General features: G+C 60.6%; 17 protein-coding genes. 8 read left to right on the top strand and 9 right to left on the bottom strand.

The window, feature by feature from the left end; all coding sequences use genetic code 11:
- Window positions 1-167: 167 nt before the first annotated feature.
- From VWY34_RS20695 to VWY34_RS20675, 5 genes are all read right to left on the bottom strand, one after another.
- Window positions 168-1,385, bottom strand: coding sequence for a phenylacetate--CoA ligase family protein (locus VWY34_RS20695; RefSeq protein WP_340546864.1), 1,218 nt, complete (start codon window positions 1,383-1,385; stop codon window positions 168-170).
- Window positions 1,386-1,399: 14 nt separating this feature from the next.
- Window positions 1,400-2,236 (bottom strand): ABC transporter ATP-binding protein, encoded by an 837-nt coding sequence (locus VWY34_RS20690; RefSeq protein ID WP_024098644.1) that lies wholly within the window; start codon window positions 2,234-2,236, stop codon window positions 1,400-1,402.
- 157 nt (window positions 2,237-2,393) lie between these two features.
- A complete protein-coding gene (locus tag VWY34_RS20685; RefSeq protein WP_340546865.1) occupies window positions 2,394-3,677 on the bottom strand; it encodes an ABC transporter substrate-binding protein in 1,284 nt (427 codons plus the stop codon).
- A gap of 90 nt (window positions 3,678-3,767) precedes the next feature.
- Complete coding sequence (locus tag VWY34_RS20680; RefSeq protein WP_340546866.1) at window positions 3,768-4,844, bottom strand: branched-chain amino acid ABC transporter permease; 1,077 nt, start codon at window positions 4,842-4,844, stop codon at window positions 3,768-3,770.
- Window positions 4,845-4,847: 3 nt separating this feature from the next.
- On the bottom strand, window positions 4,848-5,105 hold the full coding sequence (locus tag VWY34_RS20675; protein ID WP_340546867.1) for a hypothetical protein: 258 nt from the start codon (window positions 5,103-5,105) through the stop codon (window positions 4,848-4,850).
- 102 nt (window positions 5,106-5,207) lie between these two features.
- Between VWY34_RS20675 and VWY34_RS20670 the strand changes: the two genes are divergently transcribed.
- Entirely contained in the window at window positions 5,208-5,552 is a 345-nt protein-coding gene (locus VWY34_RS20670) for an SHOCT domain-containing protein (RefSeq protein ID WP_416536729.1), read from the top strand.
- 57 nt (window positions 5,553-5,609) lie between these two features.
- Here the strand turns inward: VWY34_RS20670 and VWY34_RS20665 are convergent, their stop codons facing one another.
- From VWY34_RS20665 to VWY34_RS20655, 3 genes are all read right to left on the bottom strand, one after another.
- Window positions 5,610-6,596: a branched-chain amino acid ABC transporter permease gene (locus tag VWY34_RS20665; protein ID WP_416536730.1), complete on the bottom strand. Its 987-nt coding sequence runs from the start codon at window positions 6,594-6,596 to the stop codon at window positions 5,610-5,612.
- Window positions 6,597-6,670: 74 nt separating this feature from the next.
- Window positions 6,671-7,480, bottom strand: a complete 810-nt coding sequence (locus VWY34_RS20660) for an ABC transporter ATP-binding protein (protein ID WP_340547244.1) — start codon at window positions 7,478-7,480, stop codon at window positions 6,671-6,673.
- Window positions 7,481-7,577: 97 nt separating this feature from the next.
- Window positions 7,578-9,521, bottom strand: coding sequence for an AMP-binding protein (locus VWY34_RS20655; protein WP_416537832.1), 1,944 nt, complete (start codon window positions 9,519-9,521; stop codon window positions 7,578-7,580).
- A gap of 270 nt (window positions 9,522-9,791) precedes the next feature.
- Between VWY34_RS20655 and VWY34_RS20650 the strand changes: the two genes are divergently transcribed.
- The 7 genes from VWY34_RS20650 to VWY34_RS20620 all read left to right on the top strand — a co-directional run bounded on the left by VWY34_RS20650 (window position 9,792) and on the right by VWY34_RS20620 (window position 16,588).
- A complete protein-coding gene (locus tag VWY34_RS20650; RefSeq protein ID WP_416536731.1) occupies window positions 9,792-11,693 on the top strand; it encodes a PAS-domain containing protein in 1,902 nt (633 codons plus the stop codon).
- Window positions 11,690-12,394 carry a response regulator transcription factor gene (locus VWY34_RS20645; RefSeq protein ID WP_340546871.1) on the top strand — a complete coding sequence of 235 codons (705 nt, stop codon included), beginning with the start codon at window positions 11,690-11,692 and terminating at the stop codon, window positions 12,392-12,394. Before VWY34_RS20650 ends, VWY34_RS20645 begins: the two co-directional genes overlap by 4 nt.
- Window positions 12,395-12,495: 101 nt before the next feature.
- Entirely contained in the window at window positions 12,496-12,723 is a 228-nt protein-coding gene (locus VWY34_RS20640) for a WGR domain-containing protein (RefSeq protein WP_340546872.1), read from the top strand.
- Window positions 12,724-13,036: 313 nt separating this feature from the next.
- Window positions 13,037-13,687, top strand: coding sequence for a histidine phosphatase family protein (locus tag VWY34_RS20635; RefSeq protein WP_340546873.1), 651 nt, complete (start codon window positions 13,037-13,039; stop codon window positions 13,685-13,687).
- Between the two features lie 48 nt (window positions 13,688-13,735).
- Window positions 13,736-14,350 carry a glutathione S-transferase family protein gene (locus VWY34_RS20630; protein WP_416546651.1) on the top strand — a complete coding sequence of 205 codons (615 nt, stop codon included), beginning with the start codon at window positions 13,736-13,738 and terminating at the stop codon, window positions 14,348-14,350.
- Between the two features lie 10 nt (window positions 14,351-14,360).
- Window positions 14,361-15,413, top strand: coding sequence for a saccharopine dehydrogenase (locus VWY34_RS20625; protein WP_416546633.1), 1,053 nt, complete (start codon window positions 14,361-14,363; stop codon window positions 15,411-15,413).
- Window positions 15,414-15,445: 32 nt separating this feature from the next.
- Window positions 15,446-16,588: a saccharopine dehydrogenase family protein gene (locus VWY34_RS20620; protein WP_416546631.1), complete on the top strand. Its 1,143-nt coding sequence runs from the start codon at window positions 15,446-15,448 to the stop codon at window positions 16,586-16,588.
- 159 nt (window positions 16,589-16,747) lie between these two features.
- Here the strand turns inward: VWY34_RS20620 and VWY34_RS20615 are convergent, their stop codons facing one another.
- Complete coding sequence (locus tag VWY34_RS20615) at window positions 16,748-17,071, bottom strand: DUF3775 domain-containing protein (RefSeq protein WP_340546876.1); 324 nt, start codon at window positions 17,069-17,071, stop codon at window positions 16,748-16,750.
- Between the last annotated feature and the right edge of the window lie 15 nt (window positions 17,072-17,086).

Below are 17,086 nucleotides of genomic sequence, written 5' to 3'. Positions count from 1 at the left end.
ATTTCGATCATTTTCGTCGGAAATACCAGCGACAAAGCCAAAGCGCAGCCATTCGCCGCGCCTCTCTCTATCGCTGTTGCTGTCACAAAAACTGGCGCAACCGGTGGGAGGAACCCGGTTGCGCCAGCAGATACCCTGATCGGGTGGTGTCCCCACAGGAAAGGGGATCAGTCGTAGCTGCGCTGGTCCTCGATCACCAAACCGTCCTTGGGCAGGGCGCCGGGCGCGACCACTTCCACGCGCCCTTTCAGCTTCAGCACCTCCACGACCGAGCGCGAGAAGGCGGTTTCGTCCCCATCCTGTGCCTCGATCTGAACGGTCATCGCATCCATCTCGCCATCACGGCTGGCGATAACGCGTGCCTTTACGATCTCGGCATGTTTGTCGACCAGCGCGGCGACCTGTTCCGGGCGTACAAACATGCCCTTGATCTTCGTGGTCTGGTCCGCACGGCCCATCCAGCCCTTGATCCGCATATTGGTGCGTCCACAGGGAGATTCGCCCGGCAGAACCGCACTCAGATCGCCAGTTGCAAACCGAATGAGCGGATAGTCGGGATTGAGCGTGGTGACGACAACCTCGCCGACGTCTCCGGCGGCCACCGGGGTGCCGGTGCCGGGGGTGACGATTTCGACGATAACCTGCTCATCGACGATCATCCCCTCCATCGCCGCGCTTTCATAGGCGATATTGCCCAGATCCGCCGTCGCATATGACTGCAGACAGGAAATCCCGCGATCGGCATATTCCTGACGCAGGGAGGGGAACAGCGCACCACCGCCCACTGCCGCTTTGGTAAAGCCCAGCTTGACGCCCATGGCATCGGCCTTATCGAGGATCACCTTCAGATAGTCCGGCGTCCCGGCATAGGCCGTCGCCCCGACGTCACGCGCCGCAGTGACCTGCAATTCCGTCTGACCGGTGCCCGCAGGCAATACAGCTGCACCCACCGCACGCGCGCCGTTCTCAAAGATCATCCCGGCAGGTGTCAGATGGTAGCCGAAACAATTCTGCACCACATCGCCAACACCGATCCCGGCCGCATGCAGGAACCGTCCCATGCGCCACCAGTCATGATCCACACCACCCGGTTCGTAAATCGGGCCGGGCGACTGGAAGATATGGGCAAACCCGCTGGCCGGTTTCACGGTGAACCCGCCAAAGGGCGGATGCGCGGCCTGCGCCTTGCTCAGATCCGATTTGCGCAGCACAGGCAGAGCCGCCAGATCCTCCGGGCTGGTGATTGTCGCCGCATTTACAGAACGCAGGCTTTCGCCATAACCCGGCGCGGCCATAGCACGGGCAATCTGTTGTGGCAGCTGTTCCGCCAAATCAGCGGCACGGGCGTCTGCACTGCGGGTCTCAAGGCTGTCAAAATATGTCATGTCAGCACCCCGCCTCAGCTCAACCACCGCTTCCGGCGGCGGTATGACCGCACATCCCGGAAACTCTTGCGTCCTTCGTCGGACATCCCGAGGTAGAATTCCTTCACATCCGGGTTCTCGCGCAGCTCAGCCGCCGGGCCATCCATGACCACACGGCCAGACTCCAGGATGTAACCATAGTGCGAATACCGCAGCGCCACATTGGTGTTCTGCTCAGCCAGAAGGAAGGTCACCCCTTCGTTTTCATTGATCGACTTTACGATTTCAAAGATCTGCTCCACCAGCTGAGGTGCCAGCCCCATGGACGGCTCGTCCAGCAGGATCGTCTCAGGGCGGCTCATCAGGGCGCGCCCCATGGCCACCATCTGCTGCTCCCCGCCGGAGGTATAGCCGGCCTGACTGCGGCGGCGTTCCTTCAGGCGCGGGAAATAGCTGTAGACCATTTCAAGATCGCGCTGGATGTTCGCATTGCCATCGCTGCGCGTATAGGCGCCGGTCAGCAGGTTTTCCTCAACGGTCAGATGCTCAAAACAGTGACGGCCCTCCATCACCTGAATGACGCCTTTCTTGACCAGTTCGGCAGGATCGCGGTCCTGAATCCGCTCGCCGCGGTAGCTGATCGACCCTTTGGTGACCTCGCCCCGCTCCGAATGCAGCAGGTTTGATACTGCCTTGAGTGTTGTCGTCTTGCCCGCGCCATTGCCACCCAATAGCGCGGTGATCCCGCCCTTGGGCACCTTCAGGCTGACGCCCTTCAAAACGAGGATCACGTGGTTGTAGATCACTTCGATGTTGTTGACCTCAAGCAGGGTCTCTGCCTGAACATCGGTGGTTTTGGCTGTATCCAGCATCTGTTGTTGTCCTCACGCGGTCCTGACCCGGTCGCCCTGTTCCGGGTCTGTCTGTGGGTGCGGCCCTTGCGCGCCGCACCGGATGATAGGCGCGCCAGCAGCGACGCGGTTCGCCAGGTCCGCCCCCGACCGAAAACCGGGGGCAGACCAAACTGCGTTACTTGCAGCCCACCTCAATGTTGTTTTCCTTGGCATAAGCCATGGAATCTTCCTCGATGAGAGGCTGGATCACGTCGCGATCGCTCGGAGCAAAGTCACTGATCAGGTTCCAGGTTTTGCTCGAGGCATCCCACTGGGTCATACCAACCAGGCCGGGGCCACCGTGGTTCTCGCAGGAGACGTTAAAGGACGGGCCGAAATACGGCATACCCAGCGCCGACATCCGCGCCTCGGGCATCTCCAGAGCTTCCATGCCATCACGCATCATCGCCGGAGTGATGTCATTGGTGCCATGGATCTCCTGTGCGGTCTTGGCCGCTTCAACGGCCAACATCGCCGCATACATGCCGCGGTTATAGAGCACGTTACCGATCTGATCGCCGGCACCAGCCGCAAGCCCCTTGTCAACGACATGCGTCTGGATGTCATCGAACACCGGGAAGTCACGACCAACACCGTGGAAAGTCACGGCCTTGTATCCATTGGCCTTGTCGCCCGCAGCCATCACGTCATGCTCGGCGCCGGACCACCAGACACCGATGAAATTCTCCATCGGATAGCGAATGTTGGCGGCCTCCTGAATGGCAACCTGGTTCATGACACCCCAGCCCCACATGATCACGAAATCCGGGCGATCACGGCGAATTTGCAGCCACTGGGACTTCTGTTCCTGACCTGGGTGATCCACCGGCAGGGTCGACAGGGTGAAGCCGTGCTTCTTGGACAGCTCTTCCAGCGTGCGGATCGGCTCTTTGCCGTAGGCGGAGTTATGGAACAGCAGCGAGATTTTCTTGCCGTTCAGATCACCGCCGTTTTCCTCAAGCAGATAGTTGATGATCCCTGACGCACCATCCCAGTAGTTGGCAGGATAGTTGAAAACATTGCTGAACACTTCGCCATTGGCTGCCGATGTCCGGCCATAGCCCATGGTGTGCAGCGGGATGCCGTCCGCCGTAACTTTCGGGATCAGCTGATAGGTGATGCCGGTGGACAGCGGCTGATAGACCAGCGCGCCTTCGCCTTTGGTCGCCTCATAGCATTCCACACCTTTTTCCGTGTTATAGCCGGTCTCGCATTCGATGACCTTGGCCTTCACACCATTGATGCCGCCGTCACGCTCGTTGACCAGGGTGAAGTAATCCGCATAGCCGTCGGCAAAGGGGATGCCACCGGCGGCATAAGGGCCGGTGCGATAGCTCAGCGACGGGAACACCAGGTCTGCCATCGCAGGGCCAGCGGCCATCATGGCGCCCAGCGCCAGAGTCGTCAGTTTCATTTTCATCGGGTCTCATCCTCCCTTGAATTGTCCGATGTGGGTCGAAACGGGGTTTGATCTTGTTGTTTCCCCGCGGTCTTGCCTGGCTGACCCCGCTTAGTGCGGGAACGGCCAGAGTCTCAGTTTTTCTTTGGCAACGCGCCACAGCTGGGCGATGCCATGCGGTTCGGCGATCAGGAAGATCACGATCAACGCACCAACAATCACCAGCTGAATATGGGCGACGATATCGGTGGGCCAGCCCAGCACATCAACGCCGACAACCTTCAGAACCACCGGCAGCAGCACCAGAAACGCCGCCCCGGCAAAGGAGCCGAAAATCGACCCCAGACCGCCGATGATCACCATGAACAACACCAGGAACGACTTGTTGATGCCAAAGGCCTCGCCGACTTCAACCGCACCAAGATAGACGGAAAAGAACAGCGCGCCGGAGACACCGATAAAGAAGCCCGACACACCAAAGGCCGACAGCTTGGCCTTCAGCGGGTTCACCCCGATGATCTCGGCGGCGATGTCCATATCACGGATCGCCATCCAGCTGCGCCCAATCGTGCCACGGGTCAGGTTGCGGGCCACCAGTGCGCAAAACGCCAGGAAAATCAGGCTGAACATATAGGTGGCCCAGGCCGGAGCATTGGGGCCGGTGATGAGGATGCCGAACACATCCCGCTCAGGCGCGCTGATCTGGCCGGAGGCCGAGTAGTTGTAGAACCAAGGCACCCGGTTGAAGAGCCACACCAGAAAGAACTGCGCCGCCAGTGTCGCCACCGCCAGATAGAACCCCTTGATGCGCAGCGACGGCAGGCCAAAGGCGATGCAGACCAGCGAAGTGATCCCGCCCGCCAGCAACACATGAATGAACATGCTCACCTCTGGAAAGGCAGTCATCAGCTTGTAGCAGGCATAGGCCCCCACCGCCATGAAACCACCGGTGCCCAGCGACACCTGACCACAATATCCCACCAGGATATTGAGGCCGATCGCCGCGATCGAATAGATCAGAAACGGCAGCAGAATGGCGTTGGCCCAATAGTCATTTATCACAAAAGGAACCACCAGAAACGCCAGTGCCAGCACCACATAATAACGGATCCGGTCGAATTTGATCGGGAAGGTCTGGCTGTCATCTTGGTAGGAGGTTTTGAAATCTCCGGCTTCACGATAGAACATGACTCAGATGCTCCCTTCTTGCTGCGCGCGGTTTCTAAGACCCGCGTCGAGTTGATTTGTCTTGCTGGCGTAACCGCTTAACTCGGCAGCACGGGCCAGTCGCAGATAGGCAAGAACCCCGGTAATCAGCCCCGCCGCCGCCAACAGCGATGCTGTGACCATCTGTGCTTCGGAAAACCCTTCGGCGGTCAGCGCCAGATATCCAAAGGCCCAGAACCCGGCCCAGGCAATAACATTGATGATGGCGATCAGCTTCGTCATCGGCCGCCTCCGGCGTTAACCATTTCTTCGGATTTCTGGCCTTCGCCACATTTCGTCCAAATCTTTCTGCCACCTTCATCGTGGGAAAAGTGAGTGGGAACGATGAGTGCAATCTTGCAGGAAATCCGGCAGCTAGAGGCTGCGCGGGACAGGGGAGAGATATCTCCCGAGGAGTTCACAAAGGCCAAGACCCGGCTGTTGAACACGGTCGAGGAGGCAACGGTGCTGCCGCAGGCCAGCCGCCAGCCAGTGGCTCGGACCGCAGTGCGGCCTTCAGGCGATGTTGCGCCGGGTGCCTGGGGCATGCTGCTGCTTGCGCTCTGCGCGGCGGCGGCCATGACGGTGCTTGTCGGACAGCTGATCGGCGATCTGACGATAGCCTTCACGCTGGTTGTCACCGTGTTTGCAGCCATCGTCATAGCGGCCTTCCGACGTCTGGAAGGCTGACGGAGCCACCGCGACGCGGTCCCGAAAGATCGGGGCCGCACGCCATGCCAAGGCGCATCAGACCCGTTCAATGATCTTCTCCCCGAACAGACCTTGCGGGCGGAACACCAGGAACAGCAGCGCCAGAACATAGGCAAACCAGTTTTCCGTCGCGCCCCCGACCATCGGGCCGACCATGAATTCGAACAGTTTTTCGCCTACGCCAATGATCAGCCCGCCAACAATTGCGCCGGGGATCGAGGTGAAGCCGCCCAGCATCAATACCGGCAGGGCCTTCAGCGCGATGAGCGACAGCGAGAACTGCACGCCGGACTTCGTGCCCCACATGATCCCGGCGACCAGCGCGACAAACCCCGCGACAGACCAGACCAGTACCCAGATAAAGTTCAGCGAAATGCCAACCGACAGCGCCGCCTGATGGTCGTCGGCCACCGCCCGCATGGCGCGCCCCTGTTTGGTATATTGCGCAAAGGCCACCAGCCCCGCCACCAGCAGTGCCGCGATGATGGTCGCAACAATGTCGAGATTGTCGATGAAGAAACCATAATCAAAGATCTGATAGGTGGTCTCGTCGATCCACAGGTTGATGCCCTGCGGCAGACCGACGTCCAGCGTCTTGATCTCCGAGCCCCACATCAGATCCGCCACCCCTTCGAGGAAATAGGCAAGTCCAATGGTGGCCATAAAGAGGATGATCGGTTCCTGGCCAACCAGATGGCGCATCACGAATTGCTGGACCATCCAGGCCAGGAGAACCATCACCCCAACCGTCATGACGATCGCCACAAAGGACGGCACGGTCCAGCCAAAATGGGTGACATGCCCGCCAAAGATCGCGTTGATCACATGGGAGAACGGAACCTGCCCGTTCATGATCCCAACCAGAGTCATCGCGGCAAACAATGCCATCACGCCCTGGGCGTAGTTGAAGATCCCCGAAGCCTTGTAGATCAGGACAAACCCCAGCGCGACCAGCGCATAGAGCACTCCAGCCATCAGGCCATTCAGCGTGACCTCCATCGCAAAGACGAGTTGTTCAGGCATCCCGCTCTCCTCCTGCAAGTTTCCTCAAAGAAACTTGCCAAAAATTTTCGAAAATTTTTCCACCCAATCGCTCATCAGTCATGGCTGACCCCCAGATAGGCGTCGATCACATCCTGATTGTTGCGCACTTCCTCGGGCGTGCCGTCGCCGATCTTCTTACCGTAATCCATCACGACAACCCGGTCGGACAGATCCATAACCACGCCCATGTCGTGTTCGATCAGCGCGATGGTGGTGCCAAACTCGTCGTTCACATCCAGGATAAAGCGGGACATGTCCTCTTTTTCCTCGACGTTCATCCCCGCCATAGGTTCATCCAGCAGCAGCAGCTTTGGCTCCGCCGCCAGCGCCCGCGCCAGCTCAACCCGTTTTTTCAAACCGTAAGGCAGACGCGCAACCGGCGTTTTGCGGATGTGCTGGATCTCAAGAAAGTCGATGATCCGCTCAACCGCCGCCCGGTTTTCGGTCTCCTCGGCCTCCGCCTTGCCACGCCAGATCGCCTGCTGAAGCAGATTGGTCTTCATAAAGTTGAGCCGCCCGGTCATCACGTTGTCCAGCACGCTCATCCCGTCAAATAGCGCGATATTCTGGAATGTCCGGGCGATGCCCTGACGGGCCACCTCGTAGGGGCGCATCTGCGGGCGGGGTTTGCCGCGAAACAGAACTTCGCCTTCCTGTGGGACATAAAAGCCCGAGATCACGTTCAGCATCGAGGATTTGCCCGCACCGTTGGGGCCGATGATGGCCCGGATCTCGCCTTCGCGAATATCAAACGAGATATCCTTGATCGCCACCACGCCGCCAAAGCGCAGGGTGATGTTCTTCATCTCCATCACCACGCCGCCGATCTTGCGCCCGTCCTCGGTGATATAGCCGTCTTCCATATCCTTCACGACACCACGCCTTTCGCCTTGTTGGTTGATGTGCTGTGGCTCCGCGCCGCCGCCGACCGCATCGACGCAGCGCCTGTCATAATCCGTTTCATTGGGCAGCCACCGCTTGTGGGGTCACCGGTACGACCTTGGCATCAATGATATCCAGCGTGGCACTGATCGCGCCCTTGCGGCCATCTTCGTAAGTCACCTCGGTGCGTGTCGAAATCTGTGACGAGCCATCGTAAAGAGCCGCAATGATGTCGGCATATTTGTCTTCGACCACCACGCGGCGGACCTTCCGCGTCCGGGTCATTTCGCCGTCATCTGCGTCCAGTTCCTTGTGCAGCACAACAAAGCGATGCACCTGGCAGCCGGACAGCATCCGGTCCTGAGCCACCGACTCATTGACCTTTTCAACATGCTCTTTGATGGATTGCAGAACTTTCGGATGCCCCGCCAGCTCCTGATAGGACGCATAGGCGATATTGTTCCGTTCTGCCCAGTTGCCGACTGCCGTCAGATCGATATTGATGAAGGCAACACAGCGGTCCCTGCCATTGCCGAACAGCACGACCTCCAGAATATCCGGATAGAACTTCAGCTTGTTCTCGACGTATTTGGGCGCAAACATCGCGCCATCCGCCATTTTTCCGACATCCTTGGCACGGTCGATAATGCGCAGATGGCCGCTGCCCTCTTCAAAGAAACCCGCATCACCAGTGGCCACCCAACCCTCGGCATCCTTGGTCGAGGCCGTGGATTCCGGGTTGTTGTAATATTCAACAAAGGTGCCCGGCGACCGATAGAAAATCTCGCCATTCTCGGCGATCCTGATCTCCACATCCGGGGCCGGAACCCCCACCGTATCTGCGCGCACCTCACCATCAGGCTGCACGGTGATGAACACCGTCGCCTCTGTCTGGCCGTAGAGCTGTTTGAGGTTGATGCCCAGACTGCGGTAGAAATCAAAGATTTCCGGCCCGATTGCCTCGCCCGCAGTGTAGCCGACGCGAATACGGCCATAGCCCAGCGTATCCTTCAACGGACCGTAGACCAGCAGATCGCCCAGCTTGTACTTCAGCCGGTCCATCAGGCCTACCGGACGCCCGTCGAGAATGTCGCCGCCCACCTTTTTTGCATGTGCCAGGAAGTGGTGGAACATCTTGCGCTTCAGCGTGCTCGCGTCTTCCATACGGATCATCACGCTGGTCAGCTGGCCTTCAAAGACACGTGGCGGCGCAAAGAAATAGGTCGGACCGATCTCGCGAAGGTCGGTCATCATCGTTTCGGCGCTTTCGGGACAGTTCACGCAGAAGCCGCACCAATAGGCCTGCCCGATCGAGAAGATGAAATCCCCGACCCATGCCATCGGCAGATAGGACAGGATGTTCTCTCCCGCCGTCAGCCGGTCGAACTCCGCCGAGTTCTTGGCGCTTTCGATCACGTTGCGGTTGGACAGGACGACACCCTTCGGCTTGCCCGTGGTGCCGGAGGTGTAGAGCATGACGCAGGTGCTGTCGTAGGTCAGCTTGGCCTTGCGGGCTTCCAGATCGGGGGCCCATTCGTCGCGTGCCGCGCGGCCCTGATCCTGAACGTGGGAATATTGATGCAGCGCATGGTGATCATATTTGCGCATACCACGCGGATCCAGATAGATGATCTGCTCCAGATTGCTCAGCTCTTCCTGAACCTCGATGACCTTATCGACCTGTTCCTGATCACCCGCAATCACAAACCGCGCACCGCAATGGCCCAGTACATAGGCCATCTCTTCCGCCACCGCGTCCTGATAGAGCGGCACCGGCACCGCGCCCACGGATTGTGCCGCAACCATCGCCCAGTAGAGATACGGACGGTTGCGCCCGATGATGGCGATAAAGTCGCCTTCGTTGACGCCCAGATTGATCAACCCAAGCGCCAGCGCCTCGATCTCCTTCTGGGTCTCGGACCAGGTCCAGCATTGCCAGATGCCGAATTCCTTTTCCCGATAGGCTTGGCGATCGCCAAACTGCGCCGCATTGCGTTCAAGCAGCGCCGGCAGGGACATCATCCCTGCGGCACCCGACTGCGTCTGAGCCACGTTCTTTCTCCTCCCCTTTCCGACCCATGCGGCCGGACTGATCGCTAACCGCGATTCTGATCCCGATTAGGGACGGCCTCATGCTATTGCGTCAACTTTTTCCTGAAGTTTTCCCAAATCTTACGAATTGTAACAGCCGTTCGCCCAGCGAACGCAGATCGTCCCACCGGGGCCCCCTGTCGCAGGCTAAGCTCTTTGCGCAGGCCCGTCGGGATGCTAGCCATGCGGCGGGGAGACAGCATGAACCGATCCGAGAAACACCGCGCCACAATGACCACCGCCGGGCTCAACCTGATTGCCCAGGCGATGTCGATCTATGACAGCGAGCTGCGCCTGGTGGTGTGCAATCAGCGTTTTCAGGAGATGTTCGACCTGCCCGATGCGTTGATCACCCCGGGTGCACGCTTTGACGAGACGATCCGGCATATTGCCACCAGCGGTGAATATGGACCGGTCGATGATATCGAGGGGTTCGTGCAGCAGCGCGTTGATCAGGCGCTGGATTTCGTGCCCCATTATCTGGAACGCGAACGCGCCAACGGTCAGGTGATCTCTATCGAAGGGGCACCTCTGCCTCAGGGGGGCTGGGTCACGGTCTACACCGACATCACCCGGACCAAGCGAATTGAACAGCTGTTGCGGGCCCGGTCCGAGGAAATGTCCGATCAGCTGATCGCCCATACCGAAGAGCTGTCAGCCACCAACCGCAAACTGGCCGCGACGATCACCGCACTGGAAGAGGCGAAGCGTCAGCTCACGGAGATGGAAGCGCGCACCCGCCTGACGACCGAGATGATGCCCGCCCATATCGCCCATGTCGACGCCGAGGGCTATTACACCTATACTAACCGGCGCCTCAGTTCGGTGTTTCCCAGCCGTCCGTCCGAAATCCTCGGCACGCATATCGCAGAGGCGCTCGGCGCGGCCGCCTATGACAAGATTGCACCGCATCTGATGGCGGCCTACCAGGGCGAAAGCCCGGTGTTCGAGTTCACTGAAAGCCATGACAGCCGCCGGATCCGGGTGGCCTTCACCCCCGATGACACCGGCGGCGTGTTCATCCTGTCGATGGATGTGACCGAGGAAACCCAGACCCGTGTCGCCCTGCAACAGGCCCGCCGCCGCGAAATGGCCGCTCAGATGACCAGCGGGCTGGCGCATGATTTCTCGAACCTCCTGACCATCATCCTCGGGATGCAGGGCAAACTGGCGAAATCCGATCTGACCCCGGAGGCGGCCGATCTGGTTCAGGCCACGCTCTCCGCTGCCCGCCGTGGCGGGCGCCTCCTCAACCGTATTGCCGAGATGACCGGACACCGCAGCCTGCGTCCGCGCGCCACCGATCTGCACGGCCTTCTGCAAGAGCTGAAGGTCCTGGCGACGCCTTCGCTGCCCCAGGGCATGGGCCTCAGCATCGTGGATCACACGCCGGATGTGCGACTGCTGCTGGATCCGGGCAAACTGCAGGATGCCCTTTTGAACCTTATTCTGAACGCACGTGACGCCTGCGGCAGTCAGGGTCAGATCACTGTCAGCGCCCATGTCGTCGGGCAAACCTGGCTTGAACTCAGCGTTACCGACACCGGACCGGGCTTTTCCAAAACCGCGCTGGAGAAGGCATTGAACCCTTTCTTCACCACCAAGGGCGGCGAAGGATCAGGTCTGGGCCTGCCGATGGTCTACGATATGGCCAAATCCACCGGTGGGGACATGCGGATCGGCAATACCGTTTCCGGTGCCAGCGTGACCCTGCGCATTCCCTATCGGCTGGCACCGGATGCCGCCGGCGGGCTGGCGCTGCTGGTGGAGGACAGCGAGGAGCTGCGCGCCACCTTCCGCGATATGCTGATAGATCTCGGCTATGCGGTGGTTGAGGCCACAAGCGTCGACGAGGCCTGCGCGCTTACCGCCGATATCGATGGTATTTCGCTGGTGTTGTCAGATATCAAGTTGCAGGGCAGCGCCACCGGGATCGACCTGGTCGACCGCTTGCAGGGCTCTCGCCTGCCCTGCATTCTGATGACGTCCCTGCCGACCAGCGATCCTCTGTTCCGCATGGCGCTGAAACGTTGCCCGGTGTTGCAGAAACCCTTTACCACTCATCAGCTTTCAGCGCTGATCAAATCGGAACCCGCCGCATGAGCCGACCCCTGATCACCATTCTTGACGACGAGCCGGAGATTCGCCGCATCCTGACCGACACGCTGGAGGAAGCCGGATTTCGCACCCAGAGCTTTGCCCGCGCCCGCGAATTTGAGGCCTCTCTCAACCGGGTGACTCCCGATGTCTGCCTTGTCGATCTCTCGCTGCCCGATACCGATGGGCTGGCGCTGGTGCATCGCCTCGCGCTGGAACAGGGGGCGGCCGTGATCATCATTTCTGGACGCGCACAGGTACAGGACCGTGTTACCGGGCTGGAGCTCGGGGCAGATGATTACATCACCAAACCCTTTGACCCGGCCGAGGTGGTGGCGCGCATCCGCGCCCGGCTGCGCGGGGGCCCCCGCACTGCGGCAACCACGGGAAACAGCGCCTCGTTTTCCGGCTGGACCGCGCATTTCGATCGCTACATCCTTGAAGATGACAGCGGCGCAGAGACCCCGTTTTCACATGCCGAGGGCGAGGTGCTGCGGCTGTTCCTGGAAAGCCCGAAACGACTGATTTCCCGCGCCCAGATGCAAGAAAGCCTCGGCGGTGGTGCTGGCGAAAGCTTTGATCGGGCCATGGATGTGCGCATCTCGCGATTGCGCACCAAGTTGCGCGAAGACCCGAAGAACCCGCGCCTGATCAAGACGATCTACGGCGCCGGCTATATCTTCCTCGGCGATGTCAGCTGGCTCTGATCACGCCGCCGCCGGCTCGAAATCCAGCCGCCAAAGCTCTGGGAGTACTCTGGCCAAAGCTCGGACTGGACGCAGCGAATCGACGGCGATATGATTCGGGTATGGCTACCTGTCTGCTCTATCGCCAACACCCGGCGCGGGTCCCGCGCTTCTATCGGATCGAACTTGCGATGAACCTCTTCGCTGAAGTCTCCGTTCTCAGGGAATGGGGGGTGGCCGGCGGCAGCGGGCAGAGCGCCATCAATATCTACGGCAACCTGCGCGAAGCCTCGATCGCGGCGGATCAGCACCGCAAACGGATGCTGAAACGGGGCTATGACCGCGCCTGATCGGCGATAAGCCTCCACATACCGCCATCGCCCATCAGCTCAAGATCCCCTTTCACCCACCGTACAGCGCGCCGGTTTACGGCGGCCCAATTCCCCGCGCGCCCATTGCGCAACAACCGTAAAACAAGGTCTTTTGCGTGGTTCTTCGTTAAGCTTTTGTTCGTTTGTTTCGCACGCGAAACATTTGGTCCGAACCGGACCTAATTTACCTGTCGCCGTGCCGCCCGACTGGATTGGATCCGAAATCGACAACTGGCCCTTTCCACCGTTGAAAAGCTTGCTTAAGACTTGCCCGGACGCAAAGGAACACGCCATGACGCATATCACGCTGATCCGCCACGGACAGGCCAACACCAGCGCCCGCGACGAAGCGAGCTATGACCGGTTGAGCGATCTGGGCCATCAGCAGGCACGCTGGCTTGGCGCGCATCTGAGCGAGACGCGCGCGCATTACACCCGCGTCTATTGCGGCACGCTGACCCGCCATCTGCAAACCGCGACTGCCATGGGGCTTGAAAACGTGGTGCAGGATCCGCGACTGAACGAAATGGAATACTTCAATCTGGCCGAGGCGATGCAGGCCCAGCACGGGCTGAAGATCCCGACCGAACGGGAAGGGTTCATCGAGCACATGCCCAAGGTTTTCTCCGCCTGGGCTGCGGATGAGATCACCAACCCGCCAGAAAGCTGGCGAGACTTTGAAACCCGCACCCGCTCCGCCTTGGCCGAAATCTCCGCAGGCGACGGGCCGGCCCTGGTGGTCACATCCGGCGGGCTGATCGCGATGGCCATGCGGCAGGCGATGGGGCTGGATACCACCGGAATGGCGCGCATGGCGCTCGCGATCATGAACAGTTCGATGCACCGGCTGCACGCGATCGGCGGTCAGCTGAGCCCGGTGCTGTTCAACGCGGTGCCCCATCTGGAAGCCCCGGACCGGCATTACGCACAGACCCATCTGTAGGCCCGACATCCGACCGGGGACCGCACTATCTGAGGGAGGGACAGGATGATGCAGCTCTATTATGCACCCAGGACGATTTCGGTGGCCGTCGCCATCGCGCTGGAAGAGTCCGGACTGGACTACGAGCCGATCCGTATTGACTTCGCAGCCAAGGAACAGCTTGGCACCGCCTATGCCCAGATCAACCCCAAGGGCCGTGTCCCGGCGCTGGTGGTGGATGACGGCATCCTGACGGAAACCGGCGCCTTGCTGGAATATGTGGCCGATATGGCCCCCGATACCGCTCTGCGCCCCCGCGAGGCGGTCCTGCTGGCCCGCATGCGTGAGGTGATGTTCTATCTCGCCTCCACCATGCATGTGAACCACGCCCATAAACTGCGCGGAAGCCGCTGGGCCAGCAAGACTTCCAGCTTCAAGGACATGCAGGCCAAGGTGCCAATGACCATGGCCGCCTCCTGCGACTATATCAGCCAGTTCGGACTGCGCGGCCCTTACGTGCTGGGCGACACCATTAGCCTGGCGGATTGCTATCTCTATGTGATCTGCACCTGGCTGGAGGGCGACGGCGTGACCCTCGCCAACTACCCGAAAATTCAGACCTTCATGGCGGCTATGGAACAGCGTGACTCGGTGCACGCGGTGACCGCCAAGGGCATGCTGTAAAGGACAAGACATGACACATCTATGGGTACGGGCCGAACAGCGCCCGAATGAAGAACGGGTCGGCCTGACGCCCGAAGGTGCCAGAGCGCTCATCGACGCCGGGCTGAAGGTCACGGTCGAGGAAAGCACGGTCCGCGCCATCCCGTTGCAGGGCTACATTGACGCCGGCTGCGAGATCGCGGCAGAGAACAGCTGGCCCGACGCCCCCCGCGACGCCATCATCTTCGGCCTGAAAGAACTGCCCGAAGATGGCACTCCGCTGCCGCACCGCCACATCATGTTCGGACATGCCTACAAGGGGCAGCACTCCGGCAAAGCGCTTCTTGAACGGTTCCAGGCCGGCGGCGGCACGCTGTACGATCTGGAATATCTGGTCGATGAAAGTGGCCGCCGGGTTGCGGCCTTCGGCTATTGGGCCGGCTATGCCGGTGCGGCCGTCACGCTGAAAACCTGGGCAGCGCAGCAGCGCGGTGAGCTCTGCGGCCCGGTTGGCGTCTACGAGGGCAAGGACGCGCTGCTTGCCGAGCTGAGCGCAGAGCTGGATGGCCTGAAAACCGACCGCCCCTCGGCCATCGTCATTGGCGCCCTGGGCCGGGTCGGCACCGGGGCCGCCGATCTCTGCGAGGCGATGGGTGTCGCGGTCACCAAATGGGATATGGCAGAAACCGCCAGCGGCGGCCCTTTCCCCGAAATTCTGGCCCATGATCTCTTTCTCAACTGCATCTTCGCACGCCCCGGTACGCCGGTCTTCGTCCCGCAAGAGGCGCTGACCGCTGATCGTCGGCTGACCGCCATCGGCGATGTCGCCTGCGATCCTGATAGCGACTACAACCCGGTTCCGGTCTATGACCGCGCCACCACATGGAAGGCCCCTGCCCTGCGGGTCGCCCAGGATCCCGTACTGGACGTCATGGCGATTGATAACCTGCCTTCGATGCTGCCGGTCGAAAGCTCCGTAGATTATGCAGCCCAGCTGCTTCCCTCCCTGCTGACCCTTACCGATCTTGCCAGTGGCGTCTGGGGCCGAGCGGAAACCACCTTCAAGGACCATCTTCCGGGCTGACCATCGCCGGAACCAAACAACGGAGACTGACAATGACAATCCATTGGTGCGGCACCGGCCTGTCCGCAATCCCTGGCCTGCGCCGCCTGCTTGAGGCGGGCCATGACGTCGCGGTCTGGAACCGCACTCCCGATAAGGCGCGCGAGGCAATCGGCGATCTGACAACCAATATCCATGCCTTCAGCCTTGCCAATCTGGGCCAGATGCTCAGCCCCAGGGATGTGATCGTCTCGATGTTGCCCGGTGACTGGCATGTGCCGCTGGCTGAGCTGGCGATTGAGCATGGCGCCCATTTCGTGTCGTCCTCTTACATCGCCCCGGAGATGCGCGCGCTGGACCAGCGGGCAAAGGACGCCGGTGTCTGCCTGATCAACGAGGTTGGCCTCGACCCTGGCATCGACCACCTGATGGCCCATGCGCTGGTTGCCGACTATAAGGCCTCCAAGGCCTTCGATGCGGACAATGAGATCAGCTTTATCTCCTACTGCGGCGGCATCCCCAAGACACCGAACCCGTTCCGCTACAAATTCAGCTGGTCGCCGCTCGGCGTGCTGAAGGCGCTGCGCTCCCCGTCGAAGTCGATCCGCGATTTCAAGGCGCTGGACGTCGCCCGCCCCTGGGATGCGATCTCCTCCTACGAGGCACCGCTGCCCGCATCCGAAAGCTTCGAAGTCTATCCGAACCGCGACTCGCTCCCTTTCATGGCGCAGTATGAATTCGGCGCGGACTGGAAGGTAAAAGAATTCGTTCGCGGCACCCTGCGCCTCAACGGCTGGGCCGATGCCTGGGCGGATGTCTTCAAGGAGGTCGAGACACTATCGGGCGCCGAAGGCGATGCCCGGCTCAAGGAAATGTCGGATCAATTCTGGGCAGAGAATGCCTATGACGACGGTGAGCCAGACCGCGTGGTGCTTTGCGTCGGGCTGAAAGCCGAAAAAGACGGTGCCGAAGTCTGGCACAAGACCTATGTGATGGATGCCTGGGGTGACGAACGCGGCACGGCGATGGCGCGGCTGGTCTCCTACCCGGTGTCCTTCGCCATCGAGGCTGCCATCAACGGCAAAATCGCTCCCGGCGTCAGCGCCGCGCCCAGCGACGCCGATCTGGTGGATCAGTGGATGGGTAAGATCGGTGCGCTGGCCCAGCATCTCGAGGTGGTCGACAGCACATCTTGAACCCACGCCCCGGCTACCGACTGCGCGGAAGATAGCCATCTTCTGGCCCCAAATATCCCGGGGTCCGGGGCAGAGCCCCGGCGCGACAGGCCATGCGGGCGCCGCACCCCGGCGCCCCCTGCCATACCGATCTGCCATCGCAACCCGTCAGCGGAACGCTCAGCGCCCGATGACATCCTCTTCGACGCTCTGAACATCAATCCCCAGCGCGTCCAAGCCGGATTCCAGATTATCCGCCAGATGTGGTGTCCCGATCAGGTAATCCGCAGTCGGCGTGGTCGCCTCCTGCTGAGCGGTTGCGATGGCCTCCTCCAGATCGTCGGCGTCGAAACTGCCTCGGCCAATCCACATGATCGCAACCAGCTCGGCCTGCTCATCCTCGCCCATGCGGTCGATAAACGCCCTGAGCTCCCCCTCGGCGCGCGATAGCTCGCGCGCCATCATGGCCACTTGCGCCACCTTTCGGGCACTGATCTCCAGCATGGGCTCGTCCTCCAT

The organism is Phaeobacter sp. JH20_02, assembly GCF_048056915.1.
Taxonomy (GTDB): domain Bacteria; phylum Pseudomonadota; class Alphaproteobacteria; order Rhodobacterales; family Rhodobacteraceae; genus Phaeobacter; species Phaeobacter bryozoorum.
The sequence above is the reverse complement of the archived record's forward strand: the minus strand, read 5'-3'. Positions and strand labels throughout refer to the sequence as shown.